Below are 18760 nucleotides of genomic sequence, written 5' to 3'. Positions count from 1 at the left end.
TGCTACTGGGAGTCGTGGTTAGGCTATTACACCAGCGAAGGCGCGACGCCCGGCACGCATTTCGGTGCGAAGTTCGCCGATCAGGTTGGAAATATCACGGATGCTGGTCAATTCGTCGGGGGATACGCCGGTAATCAACAGCTCAATCCGCCCCGTGTTGTGATCGAAGACCTTGATTCGCAAAGTGTCATCGCGATTCACGGTGCATTCGCAGGACAGCGGTTTGAAACCGGACTCCACAATGCTGCAAAGCTGGGGAACTGGAATCATGGCAAGCGCCCTCGGAGGCGGTTTTCCGATTGGATCCACTCAGCGTAGTTCAACTTGCGCAACGCGCCAGCGAGTTCTGTTCTGTAGCAGCTGCCGAGCCTGCGAGGCTGCGTTCGGCTGCGCAGCAGTCGCGAATCCTGCTAACGCGGTTTGCCTGATACACCGCAAGTTCTGGTTTGACGACTGCTGCGCAGCCGAACGCAGCCTCGCAGGCTCGGCAGCTGCTACACAATCAATCGTCCGACATCACTCAGTGGGTGTCTGCGCCCCACAACCAGTTCCAGAACCCTGGCAACTTAACCGCTTCTGAACTGTGACGAACGGTCCGCGCCATGGCCGCTCGCTGCAGCGCTGCCGTGTCGTCGTAAAACGCTTTCTGCGCCGTGACCAGCCCGGTGGCGCTGGCACTGTCGAGCAGGATTTGCAGGTATTCGCGGGTATGCCGGGCGGTGTAGCGATTCAGGTCGTGAAAGGTCACCACCACCGGAATCACCCCGTCCACCGTCGGCAACTCACCAAGGGCAATGCGTTCGCGGACTTCGGAGAGTTGCCGCAGCATGTTGGCCCGCCGACGGGGGCTGGCGTTGAAGCCCCAGATCTTGCCGTCATTGGCGCTCAGGTCGGTCAGCAATAGGTGCATGCCATGTCGTTGATAGGCCGCAAAGGTACGCTTGTCGTAATTCCAGAATGGCGGGCGCACCAAGGTCGGCGTGGCGTGGCTGATCGCGGCGATGTCTGCGCTGCCATCAATGAGCGACTGCTCCAGTTCTTCCGGCTCCAGTGAACGATGATTGGTATGCCGGCGCGTGCCGGTGTGAAAGCCCAGCAGGTGACCTTCGGCGTGTTCGCGACGCATGATCTGTCGACCTGCTTCACTGCCGCCAGCGCGTGAGTCACGGGTCTGCACGAAAAACACAGCTTTAATGTCGGGTTGCAGCGGATTGCGCGCCAGGCTGTCGAGCACGGTGACGGTCGGGTTGTAGAAGCCGGATGCGCTGGGCCCGTCGTCGAAGGTCAGCAGAAAACGGATCGGCGCTTGTGCGTGCAGACTCTGTTGCGTCTGCGGCGTCATTTCAATGGGCGCGGCAATGCAGCCCAGCAAGCCGACTGCGATGGCGAATGCGGAGAAAACCTTGACCAACTGTTTCATCTTTTGCCTTGGACCAGACCTTGCGGTCATCACGTGTAATGGCAAAAACCCCTCGCCCATTCATCCCTCGACCGGCCCGCAGATCGCTGCGAGCCGAGGTTGGATAAGGGGACGCAGTGTTTGGTTCCGCCGTGCGTGACCGGTGCCTGTTTGGCGGCCCGAAATCCTGAATTGCCAAGAAAACCCAACTCAGCGCGCCAGTGTTCAGCGCTTCAGCCGGGAAGTGTTTACACCGCAAATGACTCACTCTCGCCCCATGCCATAAAAATCAACATCAAAAGATCGCAGCCTTCGGCAGCTCCTGCGCCATTCAATGCAGGAGCTGCCGAAGGCTGCGATGTTTGAAGTTGAACCAAACTAAAGATCTGTCAGGGCTTCAACGGACGCTCCTGGTCGCGGTCCGACAGTTCCTTACCGTCATCGGGATGCTTCCAGTCCGGCGTCGAACGTCTCTGGCGCTCCAGCTCCTCCTCAGTCGGTTCATCGACGTCCTCATCCGGGTCTGGACGTGTTGGTTCCGTGGCCATATCTACCTCCGTTGCTCAAAAGATCAGTCATCTGTTTTTAAGCGTAGAACAGTTTCGGATGAGACGATTCAGAGCCACCACCGCAGCAAAAAGAAGACACAACCTTGCGCACTTTTGGCGATCATCCGGCGCGAGTACCATGGAATGATTCAGATCAGGGAATCGACATGCTTTACCGAATTGCCGCCGACGGGCTGGTCCTGTCTCACTTGTTGTTCATTCTGTTCGTACTGTTCGGCGGGTTGCTGGTGCTCAAATGGCACCACTTGGCCTGGTGGCACCTGCCCGCCGCCGCGTGGGGCGTGACCGTGGAAGTTTTCCACCTGCCGTGCCCCCTGACCGAATGGGAAAACCTTATGCGCCACGCGGCCGGGCAAACCGGCTATGGCGGCGGTTTCATTGAACATTACGTGTGGCCGATTATTTATCCGGCCGGGCTGACCCCCACGATTCAGCTAGGATTGGGCAGCGTGGTGCTGGCGATCAACGTGCTGATCTACCTGCGGTTGATCCACTTATGGAAGCTGCGACATCCGACTCATCCAGGGCAATAACCGCTCTGTTTGAGTTCAGTTGGCAATGACACTCATGTTCCGGCCACTGGCCTTGGCCACATACAGCGCTTTGTCTGCGGCGCCGATCAAATCTTCAGGCTGGCTCTGCACCGTCTGGTTGTAGGCACAAACCCCCAGACTGACCGTGACGAGGCCTTCGGGGCTGCCGCTATGCTTGATGTCGATTTGCTGAACCGCGCGACGGATCTTTTCCGCCACCAGAAAGGCACCCACATAATCGGTGCCGGGCAGCACCACCGTAAACTCCTCACCACCGAATCGAGCCGCAAGATCGCCGGGGCGCTGGATGTTGTCGGTGATGATGGCGCTGATCTTGCGCAAACACTCATCGCCCGCCAAATGACCGTAGTGATCATTGAAGCTCTTGAAATGATCGACATCGATCATCAGCAACCCAAGGCTGGTGTGGGTACGCCTGGCACGGCCCATTTCCGCCAGGATGAACAGGTCGAATTGACGCCGGTTGGAAAGGCCGGTCAGGGCATCCTCCAGAGCCAGCAACTTGAGGCTGTGGTTGACCTCAAGGAGTTTCTCCTGAGCCTCCAGCAAATCGTGCTGAATAGTATTCTGCTGCTTCATGACACGAATCAGGCGATAGCCCAGAAGGCTCAAAAACCCCAGCAGCAATGCGACGATCCCGGCACTGAGTAGTGACTCCTGCCGCCAGCTGGCCAGGACTTCTTCCTTGTCCAGGGCGGTAAAAACGATGAGCGGATAACCTTCGACCCGCCGAAACCCCACCACCCGCTCCACCCCGTCCACGTAGGATTTGACGATGGCCGTTCCGGAATTCCCCTTGGGCAACAGCTGGGTAAACAGCGGCCCCTTGGCGACATTGGTGCCGATATCGGCTTCATTGAACGGTCGGCGAACGACAATGGTGGCGTCGTCGGCGATCAGATTGATCACACCGTTACTGCCCATGTCGATGCTGTTGTACAGGTCCAGGAAATGATTGAGATAGATCGAAGCTGCCACCACACCGGCAAACCGACCATCGGCATGATTGATCCGGCGTGACACGGTCATGACCCACTCACCGGTCGAACGACTTCTTATCGATGGACCGATATGAGGACCTCGGTCGGGATGATCACGGTGGTAGATGAAATATTCACGGTCGGAGTTATTGGCATTGGCCAGCACCGCGTTATTGGAGTTGGCGATCCAGCGTCCTTCTTCGTCGAAAACGAACAGCCCATGAATCTGCGCCAGTTCACTGCGCTGGGCGTGGAGCAAACGTTGCAGTCTGGGAATTTTTTCCGGTTCCATGCCATCGTTTTCAAGGCGATCCACCACGGCAAACAGCAGTGTATCGGCCTGTTTGATCGAGGCTTGCGCCTGCGAGGCGAGCGTTTGCGCCAGGTTGGACATTTCCACTTCACTGCCGTGCAAATGATACTGACGTGCGTTCCAGCTTTCACCGATCGCAATGGCCGTCATGGACAGGCACACCGCAACGAGCAGGAAGACTGCGTATCGAACCTTGAGTTTCGACTGAACCTGCCCGGGTAACCAAGACGTGGCGAGCCGGGTGCTTTCGATACGATCTTTGACGGACGGATGCCCCATGACGCTCCTTAATCCCTTATGACATGGCGAAATTTCCCGTTCGCCCTTTTAGCGTCAGCCAGCCGTGGCTGATGCTCGGACCACTATGATTCATCAACGAATACGATAGGTGATTTGCACGAAAATGCTCATCGCCAACGATCGCAGGCTACCTCTGCGTCTGTTTCACCGCCTCAAGCCAGGCCGGATTCAATCGTGTCTGTTCGGTCTCGATACCCAGCGCTTCCATCCGCGCCTTGTGCTGGTCCATTTCACGGGTCAGTTGGCTATGGTCGCTGGAGTTGCCGTCCAGCTCGTGCATCTGGCTCAAGCCCAGATGATAAAACCGCAGCAACTTCATAGCGCTCGGATCGCCTTTCTCCACGGCCGCCGTGACCAGGTGCATGACGTTGGTGATGCTCATCAGGCTGCGCTTGAGCTGCCAACCATAGACCGCTGACGCCATCCATTCCTGAGTCCAGAACGTGCCGCGCATCAGTGCCACCATCAGCAACAATGCGGCAAACACCCCGCCCACGTTAAAACGCAGATTGTCGCCGCCCGGCTCACCGAACAACACCACCGCCGCCGTGGACAACACCATCGCCAGCGCCAGGAACATCAAGGCGATGATGATCGTACTGCGCCGCGTCTGGCGTCGGTAGGTTTGGGCATTCATGGGCTGGATTTCGAACATCGCAACGGGGTTCCTTGCGTCAATTAAAAAGCGCTGTGGCAAAAAGACTGCGGGGCATTATCGCCTCTGCGAGGGATTTAGCTATGCTGGGGCTCCTTTTCATCTTTCCATGTCAAACGGGGAACATGGCGATTCAGCGCAGTTCGTGCCATCTTCTCCATGGATACACACTATTCGGATGCCATGCGCCTGCCCGGCGGGTGACATCGTTTTAAGGATCATTGAATGACCCAACGACATGTAATCAACGCCTCGGTCAGCCCTAAAGGCAGCCTGGAAACACTGTCCCAACGTGAAGTACAGCAACTGAGCGAAGCCTCATCCGGCATCACCTACACCCTTTTCCGCCAGTGCGCCCTGGCCATCCTCAATACCGGCGCCCACGTCGATAACGCCAAAACCATTCTGGAAGCCTACAAAGATTTCGAAATCCGCATTCACCAGCAAGACCGCGGCGTGCGCCTGGAGCTGCTGAACGCCCCGGCCGACGCTTTCGTCGATGGCGAAATGATCGCCAGCACCCGCGAAATGCTTTTCAGCGCCCTGCGCGACATCGTCTACACCGAAAACGAACTCGACGCTCTAAGCATCGACCTCAGCACCTCCCAAGGCATCAGCGACTACGTCTTCCACCTGTTGCGCAACGCTCGTACCCTGCGCCCCGGCGTCGAACCGAAAATCGTGGTGTGCTGGGGCGGCCACTCGATCAACACCGAAGAATACAAGTACACCAAGCGAGTCGGCCACGAACTCGGCCTGCGCAGCCTGGACATCTGCACCGGTTGCGGCCCGGGCGTGATGAAAGGCCCGATGAAAGGCGCAACCATTGCCCACGCCAAACAGCGTATCCACGGTGGCCGCTACCTCGGCTTGACCGAACCCGGGATCATCGCCGCCGAAGCGCCCAACCCGATCGTCAATGAACTGGTGATCCTGCCGGACATTGAGAAACGCCTGGAAGCGTTCGTCCGCGTCGGCCACGGCATCATCATTTTCCCGGGTGGCGCGGGCACAGCCGAAGAGTTTCTATACTTGCTCGGCATCCTGATGCACCCGGACAACGAAGGCCTGCCCTTCCCCGTGGTCCTCACCGGGCCGAAAAGCGCCGCGCCGTATCTGGAGCAGTTGCACGCCTTCGTCGGTGCCACCCTCGGTGAATCCGCCCAGAAGCACTACGAAATCATCATCGACGACCCGATTGAAGTGGCGCGACAAATGACTCAAGGCCTCAAAGAGGTCAAACAGTTCCGCCGCGAGCGCAACGACGCGTTTCATTTCAATTGGCTGCTGAAGATCGACGAAGGTTTCCAGCGCCCGTTCGACCCGACCCATGCCAACATGGCCAACCTGCAACTGAGCCGCAACCTGCCCTCCCACGAACTGGCCGCCAACCTGCGCCGCGCGTTCTCCGGCATCGTCGCCGGCAACGTCAAGGACAAGGGCATTCGTCTGATCGAAGAACACGGGCCCTACCAGATCCGTGGCGATGCTGCCGTCATGCAGCCGCTGGACAAACTGCTCAAAGCCTTCGTCGCCCAGCACCGGATGAAACTGCCGGGTGGTGCGGAGTATGTGCCGTGTTATCAGGTGGTGGCTTAAGTCAGTGGAACCCATTGTGGCGAGGGGGCTTGCCCCCGTTCGGCTGCGCAGCAGTCGTAAAACCGGTGTAGGCGTTGCACCTGAAAACATGCGATTGCAGGATTTGGGGTCGCTTCGCAACCCAACGGGGGCAAGCCCCCTCGCCACAGAAGCCCCATCTCCAGCATCGTATTCGAATAAACAATCAGACGACGCTTCGACAAATCGACAAGTGAAGTAGATACATCCGCTTTTCTTTGCCTGACACCGGGCTTTGTAGCGGCTGTACCGGCCTCATCGCGGGCAAGCCCGCTCCCACAGTGATCCGTGTCGTTCCCGCATTCTTGGGTCAAACCAGATACCTGTGGGAGCGGGCTTGCCCGCGATGAGGTCCGAAAAAACACCGTCCAGCATTCGGTCAAACCACCAACCGCGCCGCAAGCAACTTGGCCTGGCTCGCCACGTCAGTCACCGCCGTGCTCTCCCACCACATCCCCCGCAGCGGCGGGCCCATGGCGAACAAACGGTTGGCGACATGCCCCTCGGCGTTTAGTACCGCGCCGTCAACCGCAGCGGCAATGCCCAACGCCAATGGCCCCGGTCGCACCAGCCCGCGCGTCAATAATTGCTGAGGCAATGGCCGCGCCACGCGTCGCCAGTCGTATTCGATGCCGCTGGAATTGATCAGTGCCGCGCCATGCACCACGCAAGTCTCGGCCTCGCCACGGCGACGGATGCGGATACTCACTCCACCGCTCAACGAAGGCTCCAGCCCTTTGAAGGATGCAGCCTGAATCCGCAAGCGTCCTTCCCCGTGCAGCCGCGCCACCAACTCGGCACTCAAGGGTGGCGAGCGATGGTGATGGCTTTCCCACCACGGCCGCACATGGCGCACGAACTGCCGGCGTTGCACGTCGCTCGCCTGGCTCCACAAACGCCCGATGTGCGCCCGAACCGTATCGAGCGGAGCCTGCCAGTCGATGCCTTGGGCGATGGCTTCCCGACAGTGTCGGCGCAGTTCACGCATCAACTGACGCGGCGTGCGAATGCTGTGGTCCTGGGCGAGGAAATCCACCCACTCCGGCGGCTGCCGCCGCACATGGGGCAACAGCCCATGCCGGGAAAACACCTCGATCGGCCCGCGATGCCCGGCCTGCTCCAGCGACACCACGGCATCGACCATGGTCAAACCGGAACCGATGATCAGCACCGTGGACTGCGGATCGAGCTGGCGCATGGCAGCCACATCCCACGGATCGAGGGCGGCGGCATTGAGGCCGCTGGATTGCTTTTGCGGCGTGCGCGCGGCGGGGAACATCCCCGTTGCCAATACGGTATAAGCGCCCTGCAAGCGTTGCCCATCGCTCAAGGTCAGCCGCACCGCATCATCCATTATCTGCAGGTCAATCACTTCGGCCCGCACATGCTCGACCGTTGAACCGTTCCCGGCCCCCACCGCTTGCGCTTCGGCCAGACGCTGCTGCACATAAACGCCAAACAGCCCGCGCGGCGGAAACAACTCACTGATCGGCACCGACTGCTGATGCGACTCCGGCCAGCCACCGGTGGCGATGTGTTCGGTGAGCCACTGGGTCAGGTCATCGGGGTTGTCCGGATCGACGCTCATTCGCGCCGCGTTGCCGTTGAGTGTATGGCCCAGTTCGACCGCGCTGTACGCTTCGCCCCGACCGAGTTCGGCGCGAGGTTCGATCACCAACACCTGACGCTTGCCGGGCAGGCGCAATAATTGCGCCGCCAGCATCGCGCCGCTCAGGCCGCCGCCGATGATCAGGATGTCCGCGTGACGGATAGCATCGCTCGCCTGTCCGCTTGGGGTGTCAGTCATGGCGTTCTCACTGGTCAATGTTTACAAACAATCAAATCACCACATTACGCACAAACCGCGCCGCCACATCACCCTCGTTGCGGTAGGAATGCGCCTGGTTGCTGGCGAACATGAAGAACTCACCAGCGGCGATTTTCTGCGGTTGACCTCCCAGCATCAACGTCAGACAACCTTCGAATACATAAATCTGTTCGCTATAGCCATCGGCATCCGGTTCCGAGGGGTAATGCTCGCCCGGTTCCAGGCGCCATTCCCAGAGTTCCACTTCACGAGTGGCGGTAGCTTTGGCCAGCAACACCGCTTTACTGCCAGGGATCGTGCCGGCCCAGGCCAGTTCATTGATGCGGCTCGGGTCGCGGGATTCAGGGGCCTGGATCAAGTCGCTGAAGGCTACCTCCAGCGCTTCGGCCACGCGGTCGAGGGTGGTCAGGCTGACGTTCTTCTCGCCGGCCTCGATGGCCACCAGCATGCGGCGGCTGACCCCGGACTTTTCGGCCAGGGCGCTCTGGCTCATGTCGGCGGCGTGGCGCAGACGTCGGACGTTTTGGCTGACGTGCTGGAGAACCGACGCCCGTTGGGTGGAATCTTTGTGCACTATATTGCTCACTTGATGGTGTTGCGCAGTATACTGCCCAACTTCCGGCGCATTGTGCGTCTCCCTCAGGTAGCGCGCAAGGTCATGACGTCAGTGAACTCCTCCCCTGCTTCCTCCCGTTTCTCACGGTTCAGCAAAGCTGAGTGCGTGTTGGTGCTGATCACCATGGTCTGGGGCGGGACCTTTTTGCTGGTGCAGCATGCAATGACCGTCAGCGGGCCGATGTTTTTCGTCGGTCTGAGGTTTGCCGCGGCGGCGAGCATCGTGGCGCTGTTCTCCTGGCGTCATCTGCGCGAACTGACCCTGTTCGAACTCAAGGCCGGGGCGTTTATCGGTGTGGCGATCATGCTCGGTTACGGCTTGCAGACCGTGGGCTTGCAGAGCATTCCCAGCAGTCAGTCGGCGTTCATTACCGCGCTGTATGTGCCGTTCGTGCCGTTGTTGCAATGGCTGGTCCTGGGTCGGCGGCCGGGGTTGATGCCGAGCATCGGGATCATGCTGGCCTTTACCGGGTTGATGCTGTTGTCGGGACCGTCCGGCGCTTCGTTCAATTTCAGCCCCGGTGAAATTGCCACACTGATCAGCGCCGTGGCGATCGCGGCGGAGATCATTCTGATCAGCACCTATGCCGGCCAGGTCGATGTACGCCGGGTGACGGTGGTGCAGCTGGCGGTGACTTCGGTGCTGGCGTTTCTGATGGTGGTTCCGACTCAGGAAGTGATTCCGGGTTTCTCCTGGTTGCTGTTGTGCAGCGCTTTGGGATTAGGCGCGGCGAGTGCGGCGATTCAGGTGGCGATGAACTGGGCGCAGAAGAGTGTGTCGCCGACGCGGGCAACGTTGATCTATGCCGGTGAGCCGGTGTGGGCCGGGATTGTCGGGCGGATCGCCGGGGAGCGATTGCCGGCCATTGCGTTGGTGGGCGCGGGGTTGATTGTGGCGGCGGTAATTGTCAGTGAGTTGAAGACCAAGGGTAAGGCGGTTCTTGAGGTTGAGGACGATCTGGATCGCGAAGCCGAGCACTGATCGTTCCCATGCTCTGCGTGGGAATGCAGCCCGGGACGCTCCGCGTCCCACGAGCGGACGCAGAGCGTCCATTGAGGCATTCCCACGCGGGAGCGTGGGAACGATCGAACAGGCGAAATCGCGCTCCCTGAAACAATGATAAACACGAATTTGCCGTTTACTTTGTAGGATTCTGCGACAGCTTGGCGTTTGGTGATCGGGGGAACTGGCACGTATGATGCTTCACCAAACTTCCGCAGATTAGAAGCCTATGTCTCTGATAGTTCTACTGCTTCTGCCTTTTATCGGCAGCTGTCTGGCAGCCTTGCTGCCGCACAATGCGCGTAACACCGAATCGCTGTTGGCTGGTCTGGTGGCCCTGATCGGCACCGTCCAGGTCGCGCTCTTGTACCCGCAAATCGCCAATGGCGGCGTGATCCGCGAGGAATTCTACTGGCTACCGAGCCTGGGCTTGAACTTCGTGCTGCGCATGGACGGTTTCGCCTGGCTGTTCTCGATGCTGGTGCTGGGCATCGGCACGCTGGTTTCGTTATACGCCCGCTACTACATGTCGCCGGATGATCCGGTGCCGCGTTTCTTCGCGTTTTTCCTGGCGTTCATGGGCGCCATGCTGGGGTTGGTGATCTCCGGCAACCTGATCCAGATCGTATTTTTCTGGGAGCTGACCAGTCTCTTTTCATTCCTGTTGATCGGCTACTGGCACCACCGCCCCGATGCGCGACGGGGTGCCTATATGGCATTGATGGTCACCGGTGCCGGTGGCTTGTGTTTGTTGGCGGGGGTCATGCTGCTCGGCCATGTGGTCGGCAGTTATGACCTGGACAAGGTCCTGGCCGCTGGCGATCTGATTCGCGCACATGCCCTCTACCCTATTCTGCTGCCTCTGATCCTGATCGGCGCCTTGAGCAAAAGCGCGCAATTCCCCTTCCACTTCTGGCTGCCCCACGCCATGGCGGCGCCCACACCGGTCTCGGCGTATCTGCATTCGGCGACCATGGTCAAGGCCGGGGTGTTTCTGCTCGCCCGCCTGTGGCCGTCGCTGTCCGGCAGCGAAGAATGGTTCTACATCGTCAGCGGGGCTGGCGCCTGCACGCTGTTGCTCGGCGCTTATTGCGCAATGTTTCAGAACGACCTCAAGGGTCTACTGGCTTATTCGACCATCAGCCACCTGGGCCTGATCACGTTGCTGCTGGGCCTGAACAGTCCGTTGGCCGCCGTGGCCGCCGTGTTTCATATCCTCAACCACGCCACGTTCAAGGCCTCGCTGTTCATGGCCGCCGGAATCATCGACCACGAAAGCGGCACCCGGGACATTCGCAAACTCAGCGGCCTGATCAAACTGATCCCGTTCACCGCCACCCTGGCCATGGTCGCCAGTGCGTCCATGGCCGGCGTGCCGCTGCTCAACGGTTTCCTGTCCAAAGAGATGTTCTTCGCCGAAACCGTGTTCATCAACGCGACGGCCTGGATCGAGATGACCCTGCCGATCGTCGCGACCATCGCCGGGACGTTCAGCGTGGCCTATTCCCTGCGCTTCACCGTTGACGTGTTCTTCGGCCCGACCGCCACCGACCTGCCGCACATTCCGCACGAGCCGCCACGCTGGATGCGCGCCCCCGTGGAATTGCTGGTGTTTACCTGTCTGGTGGTGGGGATCTTCCCTGCTCAAGTGGTCGGCCCGCTGCTCGCGGCGGCGGCATTGCCGGTGGTGGGCGGGACGCTACCCCCGTACAGCCTGGCGATCTGGCACGGCTGGAATGCACCGATGATCATGAGCCTGATCGCCATGTCCTGCGGCATCATCCTTTATCTGCTGTTGCGCAATCAGCTCAAGCGCGGGCGCTTCCCGCACCCACCGCTGATCAGCCACTTCAACGGCAAACGCCTGTTCGAGCGCGGCCTGGTGATCATGATGCGCCTGGCCCGTCGCGTGGAGCAGCGAATCAGCACCCGGCGCCTGCAAACCCAGCTGTTTCTGCTGGTACTCGCCGCCGTGCTGGCCGGGCTGATCCCGATGCTGCACAGCAGCCTGAGTTGGGGCGACCGGCCGAAAATCCCAGGCTCGATCGTGTTCGTGACTCTCTGGCTGCTGGCGATTGCCTGTGCCCTTGGCGCGGCGTGGCAAGCGAAGTATCACCGGCTCGCCGCCCTGACCATGGTCAGCGTCTGCGGCCTGATGACCTGCGTGACCTTCGTCTGGTTTTCGGCGCCGGATCTGGCCCTGACGCAATTGGCGGTGGAAGTGGTGACCACGGTGTTGATCCTCCTCGGTCTGCGCTGGCTGCCACGGCGAATCGAAGAGGTGTCACCATTGCCGAGCAGCCTGCGCAAGGCACGCATCCGCCGTATCCGCGACTTGCTGCTATCGATCGCGGTCGGTGGCGGCATGGCGCTGCTGTCCTACGCAATGCTGACCCGCCAGACGCCCAACGACATTTCCTCGTTCTACCTCAGTCGCGCCCTGCCCGAAGGCGGCGGCAGCAACGTGGTCAACGTGATGCTGGTGGATTTCCGTGGCTTCGACACCCTCGGCGAAATCACTGTACTGGTGGCGGTGGCTCTTGCTGTATTCGCCCTGCTGCGACGCTTCCGTCCGCCAAAAGAAAGCCTGCAACTGCCGGCCCAACAGCGCTTGCTGGCACCCGACGTGGTCACCGATCTGGTCAATCCGCGTCACGCCAGCGACACCGCGCTCGGTTTCATGATGGTGCCAGCGGTGCTGGTCCGTCTGTTGCTACCGATTGCGTTTGTGGTGTCGGTGTACTTGTTCATGCGCGGGCACAATCAACCCGGCGGCGGTTTCGTCGCCGGTCTGGTGATGTCGGTGGCGTTCATCCTGCAATACATGGTCGCCGGTACCCAGTGGGTCGAGGCGCAAATGAGCCTGCGGCCGCTGCGCTGGATGAGCACCGGGCTGTTGTTTGCCACGGTCACCGGGCTCGGGGCGATGGCGGCCGGGTATCCTTTCCTTACCACTCACACCTGGCATTTCACATTGCCGCTGCTGGGCGAGATTCACATCGCCAGCGCACTGTTCTTCGACATTGGTGTGTACGCCGTGGTAGTCGGCTCCACGCTGCTTATTCTGACCGCCCTCGCCCACCAATCGGTCCGTGGTCATAAAACCAGCGCGCAACCCAAACCCGTGGCCAAAGCGGCTGACCTGCAAGGAGCCATCTGATGGAAGAAGTCATCGCAATCGCCATCGGGGTGCTGGCCGCGTCCGGCGTGTGGCTGGTCCTGCGGCCACGGACGTTCCAGGTGGTCATGGGCCTGTGCTTGCTGTCCTACGGGGTCAACCTGTTCATCTTCAGCATGGGCAGCCTGTTCATCGGCAAGGAGCCGAACATCAAGGACGGCGTGCCTCAGGATTTGCTGCACTACACCGACCCGCTACCGCAAGCGTTGGTGCTGACCGCAATCGTTATCAGCTTCGCCATGACCGCGCTGTTCCTGGTGGTGCTGCTCGCCTCCCGGGGCCTGACCGGTACCGACCATGTGGATGGCCGGGAGCCTAAAGAATGAATCCGATGGCGCACCTGATCGCAGCCCCCATTCTGCTACCGCTGCTGACCGCCGCGGTGATGCTGATGCTGGGCGAAAAACACCGCCCGTTAAAAGCCAAAATCAACCTGTTCTCCAGCCTGCTGGGGTTGGGCATTGCCGTGATGCTGCTGCAATGGACGCAAACCACCGGCGTGCCGGGCTCCATCGGTGTGTACCTGCCGGGCAACTGGCAGGTGCCGTTCGGTATTGTGCTGGTGGTCGATCGTCTGTCGGCGCTGATGCTGGTGCTGACCGGAATCATCGGCGTCAGCGCCCTGTTGTTCGCCATGGCGCGCTGGGACGGTGCCGGTTCGAGTTTCCACGCGCTGTTCCAGATTCAGTTGATGGGCCTGTACGGCGCCTTCCTGACGGCAGACCTGTTCAACCTGTTCGTGTTTTTCGAAGTGCTGCTGGCCGCCTCTTACGGGGTGATGCTGCACGGTTCGGGTCGGGCGCGAGTGTCGTCGGGCCTGCATTACATCTCGATCAACCTGCTGGCCTCGTCGCTGTTTCTGATTGGCGCGGCGCTGATCTACGGCGTCACCGGTACGCTGAACATGGCCGACCTGGCGCTGAAAATCCCGCTGGTGCCGGAAGCCGATCGCGGCTTGCTTCACGCCGGGGCAGCGATTCTGGCGGTGGCGTTCCTGGCCAAGGCCGGCATGTGGCCGCTGAATTTCTGGCTGGTGCCGGCCTATTCCGCAGCCAGCGCGCCAGTGGCGGCGATGTTCGCGATCATGACCAAGGTCGGCGTCTACACCTTGCTGCGCCTGTGGACGCTGCTGTTCTCCGGCCAGGCCGGGGCATCCGCGTACTTCGGTGGCGACTGGTTGATCTACGGCGGCATGGCGACCATCGTCTGCGCCGCCGTGGCGATCCTCGCCGCGCAACGCCTGGAACGCATGGCCAGCCTGAGCATCCTGGTGTCGGCCGGCATTCTGTTGTCGGCCATCGGTTTTGCCCAGCCGAATCTGATCGGCGCGGCGCTGTTCTATCTGGTCAGCTCGACCCTGGCCTTGAGCGCGCTGTTCTTGCTCGCCGAGTTGATCGAGCGCTCGCGGTCGGCCAACGAAATGCCGCTGTTCGATGACGGCGAGTTGCTGCCACGGCCCCTGGAATCCTTGCAGCCGCCCAGAGGCTTCAACCTCGATGACGACCGCAAAGCCGTGGTCGGACAGGTGATTCCCTGGACCATGGCTTTCCTCGGCTTGAGCTTTATCGCCTGCGCCCTGCTGATCATCGGCATGCCGCCGCTTTCCGGGTTTATCGGCAAACTCAGTTTGCTCAGCGCCCTGCTCAATCCGCTGGGCGTTGGCAATGGCGGCGGTGAACCGGTTTCGAACGGCGCGTGGGGGTTCTTCGCCCTGTTAATCTTGTCCGGGTTGGCCTCATTGATCGCTTTCTCACGTTTGGGCATCCAGCGCTTCTGGACCCCGCAAGAGCGTCCATCGCCCTTGCTGCGGCGCCTGGAGTGCGTGCCGATCGTCATTCTGTTGGGGCTGAGCATTGCGCTGACGTTCAAGGCTGAACCGCTGCTGCGCTACACCCAAGCGGCGGCCGACGCATTGAACAACCCGCAGCAATATGTGATGGCGGTATTCGGCACCCGCGTGGTTCCGGGCCCGCAACCCACGGCTGCGCTGTTGGAGGTGCAACCATGAAGCGTTTGTTTCCTGCCCCGTGGTTGTCGCTGGCGTTGTGGCTGCTGTGGCTGGTGTTGAATCTGTCGATGAGCCCCGGCAATCTGCTGTTGGGCGCGATATTGGGACTCTGCGCGCCACTGATGATGCGCAAGCTGCGGCCCAGGCCGGTCCGCATTCGTCGGCCCGGGGTGATTTTTCGTTTGTTCTTGCTGGTCGGGCGCGACGTGATCGTGTCCAACCTTGCCGTGGCCTGGGGCGTGCTCAATGCGGGCCGCCGAGCGCCTCGCTCGCGGTTCATCAAGGTGCCACTGGATTTGCGCGATGCCAACGGCCTGGCGGCGCTATCGATCATCTGCACAGTGGTGCCCGGCACGGTCTGGTCGGAACTGGCGCTGGATCGCAGCATTCTGCTGCTGCATGTTTTTGATCTGGGCGACGAAAGCCAATTCATCCAGCACTTCAAGGCGACCTACGAGCGCCCGTTGATGGAGATATTCGAATGAGCGCATTGCTGTCGAACGCAATCCTGTTGAGCCTGTTCATCTTTTCGATGGCGATGATTCTGACCCTGATCCGGCTGTTCCAGGGCCCCTCGGCTCAGGACCGGGTTCTGGCGCTGGATTACCTGTACATCGTCGCCATGCTGATGATGCTCACGCTGGGTATTCGTTATGCCAGCGACACTTATTTCGAGGCGGCGCTACTGATCGCCCTGTTCGGCTTCGTCGGTTCGTTCGCCCTGGCCAAATTCCTTCTGCGCGGCGAGGTGATCGAATGAGGCCTGAATTGTCTCTGTGGGTGGAAATTGCCGTGGCGATCCTGCTGGTGCTCAGTAGCCTGTTTACGCTGATCGGCGCGGCCGGGCTGCTGCGGATGAAGGACTATTTCCAGCGTATGCACCCACCGGCACTGGCCTCGACTTTAGGCGCGTGGTGCGTGGCACTGGCTTCGATCATCTATTTTTCGGCGCTCAAATCGACGCCGGTACTGCATGCCTGGCTGATTCCGGTTCTGTTGTCGATCACCGTGCCAGTGACCACGCTGCTGCTGGCTCGCGCGGCGCTGTTTCGCAAACGCATGGCAGGGGATGATGTGCCGGCTGAGGTGAGTAGTCGGCGGACCGAAAGCGGGAGTTGAATCCAGAGGTTTGCGTTGAATTGCAGGGCCTCTTCGCGGGCAAGCCTCGCTCCTAGGTTATGCGCAGACCTTGTAGGGAGCGAGGCATGCCCGCAAAGCTTTTCAAATCCAGGCGACTGCCAACAACCCCGCGCCCAACACCACACACAGCGGCGAATACGCCCAGGTATCCAGCCGGGCAAACTTCGAATCCTTGACCTGCTTGAAGAAACCCACCAGATTCGAATCGCCGATCGCCCGGGCGAACATCAGCATCGCGATCGCGCTGATCACCCATTGCAGTGACCAATGCTGCACCGTGGGCAGATACAACCCGACCCGCAGGCACACCAGCATCGCGATCAACAGCAAGCCCACCGCTACCAGTGACGTGCCAAAACTCGACGGCTTGAATGCCGGCCTCGATGCCTCACCCTCCTTACCTGGTACGCGCGGCACCGCCGCCTCGCTACCCCATTTGCCACCCGCCGCCCAATACAGGTGGACCAGGCTGATCAATAAAAAGATTGCAGCAATCCATTGCGCGACCAAAAGACTCATATTCAGGCATCCGGTGTGAAATGTTGCAGCAGGATGAACTTCTTTGCGGCTTTTTGTAAGGGTATTTGCTATCGAACTGACGCTCCGCTGCACACACGATAAAGAAGCGCGCGCCCTGTAGGAGCTGCCGCAGGCTGCGATCTTTTGATCCTGTTTTTTAAAGCCAAGTCAAAAGATCACAGCCTGCGGCAGCTCCTACGGACTCTATGTAGATCCGGGATTTCCCGGTGTGCACAAATCGGTTTATTTCAGGGCCGCAGAAACTTTGTCCGCCACATCCTTGGGCACCCAGGCCTGCCACACGTCCGGGTGCGCCTTCATGAACGCCTCTGCCGCTTGACGTGGCGGGGTGTGTTTCTCGCTCATGTCAGCCAGGGCCTTGTTCAACGCGTCGATCGGAAAATCGACCTTGGTAAAGAACTCGGCAATCTGCGGGTATTGTTTCTGAAATGGCGTGGACACGCCGATGGACAGCTTGGAGGGTAACGAACGCGTCGGTTTCGGATTGGGGTTGTCGGCGTCGGTCAGGGTTTTCCAGGCTTCGGCGTCAAACGGAGGCTCTTGCAACTGAATCAGCTTGAAGCGGCCGAGCAACGGGGTCGGCGACCAGTAATAGAACAGGACCGGTTTGCCGCGACGGATCGACGAACTGATCTCTGCGTCCAGCGCCGCCCCCGAACCACTGCGAAAGTTCACATAGCTGTCGTCCAGCCCATAGGCCTTGAGCTTTTGTTTGTTGACCACTTCCGACGTCCAGCCGATCGGGCTGTTGAGAAAACGCCCCTTGCCCGGGGTTTCCGGGTCTTTGAATACGTTTTTGTAGCGCGGCAGATCGCTGACACTGCGCAGATCCGGCGCCATTGGCTTGATGCCCTTGGCCGGGTCGCCCTTGATCACATATTCCGGTACCCACCAGCCCTCGGTAGCACCTTTGACCGTATCGCCCAGAGCCACGACTTTGCCCTCGGCCTCAGCCTTGACCCAGACCGGACTGCGACCGGCCCATTCCTCGCCAATGACCTGAATGTCATTGTTGGCCAATGCGGTCTCCAGGGTAATGGTCGTCCCCGGCAAGGTGTCGGTCGGCAAGCCATAGCCCTTCTCGACGATGATCCGCAGGATATCGGTAATCAGGCTGCCGCTTTCCCAGTTCAGGTCGGCGAAGTGAATCGGCGCCTGGGCAGCGAACACCGGAGCGGGTGAAGCCAACAAACCGAACGTGGCCAGGGTAGCGGCCAGCAACCGTCGAAATCCCCTCATGCTTTTGCACCTCGCGCTTCACAGCAATAGCAGGATGGCCTGACAAAGTAGACCGCAAGCCTCTGAATACTCAGTCATCTGACTGTAGTTGAGGTTCCTGCTTTTGAGGGGCGAGGATTAACTTTCGGAAGTTTCCTGCAAGCCTGCAAGCTCTCTTCTGACCATGCTGGCGTACGCCGCCGGACGCAACAGGTAGATCTGTGACGCCACCCAACTCAGCCAGGCGCCCTGCAGAACGGCCTTTTGAGCCAACAGACGCTGCGCCTCGGCGTGCGCACTGGCCTGGTTCTGTTCGTGGAAATCGGCGCGGGTCGGGCTCATTACTCACTGGCCTTGAAGGTCACCAGTTCGCCCTTGCGCCACTTGGCGGCCTTGGCGGTCACGGCTTTCAGGGTTTTGGTCAGGCCTTCCTGCAATTGTTGATGGGCCGCGAACACCATCACCACGCTATGACCTTCCTTGAACACAATGCCATGGCCGTCTGCGGTGGTCACGAACGCGTAATCCCCCAGCCCGTATACCGTCAGTTTGATTTCGCGGAACTTGATGTCCAGCTTGCCGCCTTCCCGACTGGGCAATACGGAGGCACTGAAATGATCGCCGACCTTGAGCTTAAGCCCTGGCTTGTCATCCACCACCAGCGCTGCTTCGGTGTCGAGCTCGGCAATGTAAATACCTTCAGCGTTCTGTTCGGTGATGTAGACGAAACGTGATTGAAACTGTTTAACCAGCTTTGCGCGCAAATCACCCAGTACGAACAAAGCATGCATATCGAGATTACTTACTGCCAAGGAAACATCCCCACATCTGAAAATGACGCCG

The 18760-nt window shown here is 60.0% G+C and carries 20 protein-coding genes and 1 pseudogene; 9 read left to right on the top strand and 12 right to left on the bottom strand.

What is annotated here, in order from left to right:
• Nucleotides 1–18: 18 nt before the first annotated feature.
• From FHW68_RS06645 to FHW68_RS06635, 4 genes and pseudogenes are all read right to left on the bottom strand, one after another.
• Nucleotides 19–270, bottom strand: coding sequence for a DUF1652 domain-containing protein (locus FHW68_RS06645; protein WP_183679476.1), 252 nt, complete (start codon nt 268–270; stop codon nt 19–21).
• Between the two features lie 250 nt (nt 271–520).
• Nucleotides 521–1420 carry a polysaccharide deacetylase family protein gene (locus FHW68_RS06640; protein ID WP_183679474.1) on the bottom strand — a complete coding sequence of 300 codons (900 nt, stop codon included), beginning with the start codon at nt 1418–1420 and terminating at the stop codon, nt 521–523.
• Nucleotides 1421–1557: 137 nt separating this feature from the next.
• Nucleotides 1558–1649, bottom strand: a pseudogene (locus FHW68_RS27485) (hypothetical protein); the annotation flags it as partial.
• 139 nt (nt 1650–1788) lie between these two features.
• Nucleotides 1789–1947 carry a hypothetical protein gene (locus FHW68_RS06635; protein WP_183679472.1) on the bottom strand — a complete coding sequence of 53 codons (159 nt, stop codon included), beginning with the start codon at nt 1945–1947 and terminating at the stop codon, nt 1789–1791.
• 167 nt (nt 1948–2114) lie between these two features.
• Between FHW68_RS06635 and FHW68_RS06630 the strand changes: the two genes are divergently transcribed.
• Nucleotides 2115–2501 carry a DUF2784 domain-containing protein gene (locus FHW68_RS06630; protein ID WP_095630736.1) on the top strand — a complete coding sequence of 129 codons (387 nt, stop codon included), beginning with the start codon at nt 2115–2117 and terminating at the stop codon, nt 2499–2501.
• A 15-nt stretch (nt 2502–2516) separates the two neighbouring features.
• On the opposite strand, the gene FHW68_RS06625 is transcribed toward FHW68_RS06630, so the two are convergent.
• Nucleotides 2517–4094: a sensor domain-containing diguanylate cyclase gene (locus FHW68_RS06625; RefSeq protein ID WP_183679470.1), complete on the bottom strand. Its 1578-nt coding sequence runs from the start codon at nt 4092–4094 to the stop codon at nt 2517–2519.
• A 148-nt stretch (nt 4095–4242) separates the two neighbouring features.
• Nucleotides 4243–4770 (bottom strand): DUF3087 domain-containing protein, encoded by a 528-nt coding sequence (locus FHW68_RS06620; RefSeq protein ID WP_183679468.1) that lies wholly within the window; start codon nt 4768–4770, stop codon nt 4243–4245.
• A gap of 225 nt (nt 4771–4995) precedes the next feature.
• Between FHW68_RS06620 and ppnN the strand changes: the two genes are divergently transcribed.
• Complete coding sequence (gene ppnN, locus FHW68_RS06615) at nt 4996–6369, top strand: nucleotide 5'-monophosphate nucleosidase PpnN (protein WP_095630733.1); 1374 nt, start codon at nt 4996–4998, stop codon at nt 6367–6369.
• A 397-nt stretch (nt 6370–6766) separates the two neighbouring features.
• On the opposite strand, the gene FHW68_RS06610 is transcribed toward ppnN, so the two are convergent.
• Entirely contained in the window at nt 6767–8194 is a 1428-nt protein-coding gene (locus FHW68_RS06610; RefSeq protein ID WP_183679466.1) for an FAD/NAD(P)-binding protein, read from the bottom strand.
• Nucleotides 8195–8225: 31 nt separating this feature from the next.
• Complete coding sequence (locus tag FHW68_RS06605; protein WP_095630730.1) at nt 8226–8789, bottom strand: helix-turn-helix domain-containing protein; 564 nt, start codon at nt 8787–8789, stop codon at nt 8226–8228.
• A 15-nt stretch (nt 8790–8804) separates the two neighbouring features.
• Here FHW68_RS06605 and FHW68_RS06600 point away from each other — a divergent pair, with 15 nt between their 5' ends.
• From FHW68_RS06600 to FHW68_RS06570, 7 genes are all read left to right on the top strand, one after another.
• The gene (locus tag FHW68_RS06600) at nt 8805–9812 is read left to right on the top strand and encodes a DMT family transporter (RefSeq protein ID WP_177409304.1); all 1008 of its coding nucleotides are present in this window, start codon (nt 8805–8807) and stop codon (nt 9810–9812) included.
• A 250-nt stretch (nt 9813–10062) separates the two neighbouring features.
• Entirely contained in the window at nt 10063–12993 is a 2931-nt protein-coding gene (locus tag FHW68_RS06595) for a monovalent cation/H+ antiporter subunit A (protein WP_183679464.1), read from the top strand.
• Nucleotides 12993–13337 (top strand): Na+/H+ antiporter subunit C, encoded by a 345-nt coding sequence (locus FHW68_RS06590; protein WP_008029186.1) that lies wholly within the window; start codon nt 12993–12995, stop codon nt 13335–13337. The genes FHW68_RS06595 and FHW68_RS06590 overlap by 1 nt, the downstream gene beginning before the upstream one ends.
• Nucleotides 13334–15019, top strand: coding sequence for a monovalent cation/H+ antiporter subunit D (locus FHW68_RS06585; protein WP_183679462.1), 1686 nt, complete (start codon nt 13334–13336; stop codon nt 15017–15019). Before FHW68_RS06590 ends, FHW68_RS06585 begins: the two co-directional genes overlap by 4 nt.
• On the top strand, nt 15016–15504 hold the full coding sequence (locus tag FHW68_RS06580) for a Na+/H+ antiporter subunit E (protein WP_183679460.1): 489 nt from the start codon (nt 15016–15018) through the stop codon (nt 15502–15504). Before FHW68_RS06585 ends, FHW68_RS06580 begins: the two co-directional genes overlap by 4 nt.
• Complete coding sequence (locus tag FHW68_RS06575) at nt 15501–15779, top strand: K+/H+ antiporter subunit F (protein ID WP_095630725.1); 279 nt, start codon at nt 15501–15503, stop codon at nt 15777–15779. Before FHW68_RS06580 ends, FHW68_RS06575 begins: the two co-directional genes overlap by 4 nt.
• Nucleotides 15776–16138 carry a Na+/H+ antiporter subunit G gene (locus FHW68_RS06570; RefSeq protein WP_183679458.1) on the top strand — a complete coding sequence of 121 codons (363 nt, stop codon included), beginning with the start codon at nt 15776–15778 and terminating at the stop codon, nt 16136–16138. The genes FHW68_RS06575 and FHW68_RS06570 overlap by 4 nt, the downstream gene beginning before the upstream one ends.
• Nucleotides 16139–16240: 102 nt before the next feature.
• Here FHW68_RS06570 and FHW68_RS06565 read toward each other — a convergent pair whose 3' ends face one another.
• From FHW68_RS06565 to FHW68_RS06550, 4 genes are all read right to left on the bottom strand, one after another.
• Nucleotides 16241–16678, bottom strand: a complete 438-nt coding sequence (locus tag FHW68_RS06565) for a DUF3995 domain-containing protein (RefSeq protein ID WP_095630723.1) — start codon at nt 16676–16678, stop codon at nt 16241–16243.
• A 243-nt stretch (nt 16679–16921) separates the two neighbouring features.
• Nucleotides 16922–17938, bottom strand: a complete 1017-nt coding sequence (locus tag FHW68_RS06560) for an ABC transporter substrate-binding protein (protein WP_183679456.1) — start codon at nt 17936–17938, stop codon at nt 16922–16924.
• A 117-nt stretch (nt 17939–18055) separates the two neighbouring features.
• Nucleotides 18056–18259, bottom strand: coding sequence for a hypothetical protein (locus FHW68_RS06555; protein WP_183679454.1), 204 nt, complete (start codon nt 18257–18259; stop codon nt 18056–18058).
• The gene (locus FHW68_RS06550; RefSeq protein WP_008067697.1) at nt 18259–18729 is read right to left on the bottom strand and encodes a hypothetical protein; all 471 of its coding nucleotides are present in this window, start codon (nt 18727–18729) and stop codon (nt 18259–18261) included. The genes FHW68_RS06555 and FHW68_RS06550 overlap by 1 nt, the downstream gene beginning before the upstream one ends.
• Between the last annotated feature and the right edge of the window lie 31 nt (nt 18730–18760).

The organism is Pseudomonas sp. Tn43 (assembly GCF_014192635.1).
In the GTDB taxonomy this organism is placed as follows: Bacteria; Pseudomonadota; Gammaproteobacteria; order Pseudomonadales; family Pseudomonadaceae; genus Aquipseudomonas.
Note: the sequence above shows the minus strand (reverse complement) of the source record. Positions and strands in the feature narration are given on the sequence as shown.

Coding starts and splice junctions, on each gene's coding strand:
- FHW68_RS06580 (WP_183679460.1), top strand. CDS start 15,016: ATGAAGCGTTTGTTTCCTGCCCCGTGGTTGTCGCTGGCGTTGTGGCTG.
- FHW68_RS06620 (WP_183679468.1), bottom strand. CDS start 4,770: ATGTTCGAAATCCAGCCCATGAATGCCCAAACCTACCGACGCCAGACG.
- FHW68_RS06630 (WP_095630736.1), top strand. CDS start 2,115: ATGCTTTACCGAATTGCCGCCGACGGGCTGGTCCTGTCTCACTTGTTG.
- FHW68_RS06595 (WP_183679464.1), top strand. CDS start 10,063: ATGTCTCTGATAGTTCTACTGCTTCTGCCTTTTATCGGCAGCTGTCTG.
- FHW68_RS06625 (WP_183679470.1), bottom strand. CDS start 4,094: ATGGGGCATCCGTCCGTCAAAGATCGTATCGAAAGCACCCGGCTCGCC.
- FHW68_RS06610 (WP_183679466.1), bottom strand. CDS start 8,194: ATGACTGACACCCCAAGCGGACAGGCGAGCGATGCTATCCGTCACGCG.
- FHW68_RS06585 (WP_183679462.1), top strand. CDS start 13,334: ATGAATCCGATGGCGCACCTGATCGCAGCCCCCATTCTGCTACCGCTG.
- FHW68_RS06555 (WP_183679454.1), bottom strand. CDS start 18,259: ATGAGCCCGACCCGCGCCGATTTCCACGAACAGAACCAGGCCAGTGCG.
- FHW68_RS06645 (WP_183679476.1), bottom strand. CDS start 270: ATGATTCCAGTTCCCCAGCTTTGCAGCATTGTGGAGTCCGGTTTCAAA.
- FHW68_RS06600 (WP_177409304.1), top strand. CDS start 8,805: ATGGTGTTGCGCAGTATACTGCCCAACTTCCGGCGCATTGTGCGTCTC.
- FHW68_RS06590 (WP_008029186.1), top strand. CDS start 12,993: ATGGAAGAAGTCATCGCAATCGCCATCGGGGTGCTGGCCGCGTCCGGC.
- FHW68_RS06565 (WP_095630723.1), bottom strand. CDS start 16,678: ATGAGTCTTTTGGTCGCGCAATGGATTGCTGCAATCTTTTTATTGATC.
- FHW68_RS06635 (WP_183679472.1), bottom strand. CDS start 1,947: ATGGCCACGGAACCAACACGTCCAGACCCGGATGAGGACGTCGATGAA.
- FHW68_RS06640 (WP_183679474.1), bottom strand. CDS start 1,420: ATGAAACAGTTGGTCAAGGTTTTCTCCGCATTCGCCATCGCAGTCGGC.
- ppnN (WP_095630733.1), top strand. CDS start 4,996: ATGACCCAACGACATGTAATCAACGCCTCGGTCAGCCCTAAAGGCAGC.
- FHW68_RS06560 (WP_183679456.1), bottom strand. CDS start 17,938: ATGAGGGGATTTCGACGGTTGCTGGCCGCTACCCTGGCCACGTTCGGT.
- FHW68_RS06575 (WP_095630725.1), top strand. CDS start 15,501: ATGAGCGCATTGCTGTCGAACGCAATCCTGTTGAGCCTGTTCATCTTT.
- FHW68_RS06570 (WP_183679458.1), top strand. CDS start 15,776: ATGAGGCCTGAATTGTCTCTGTGGGTGGAAATTGCCGTGGCGATCCTG.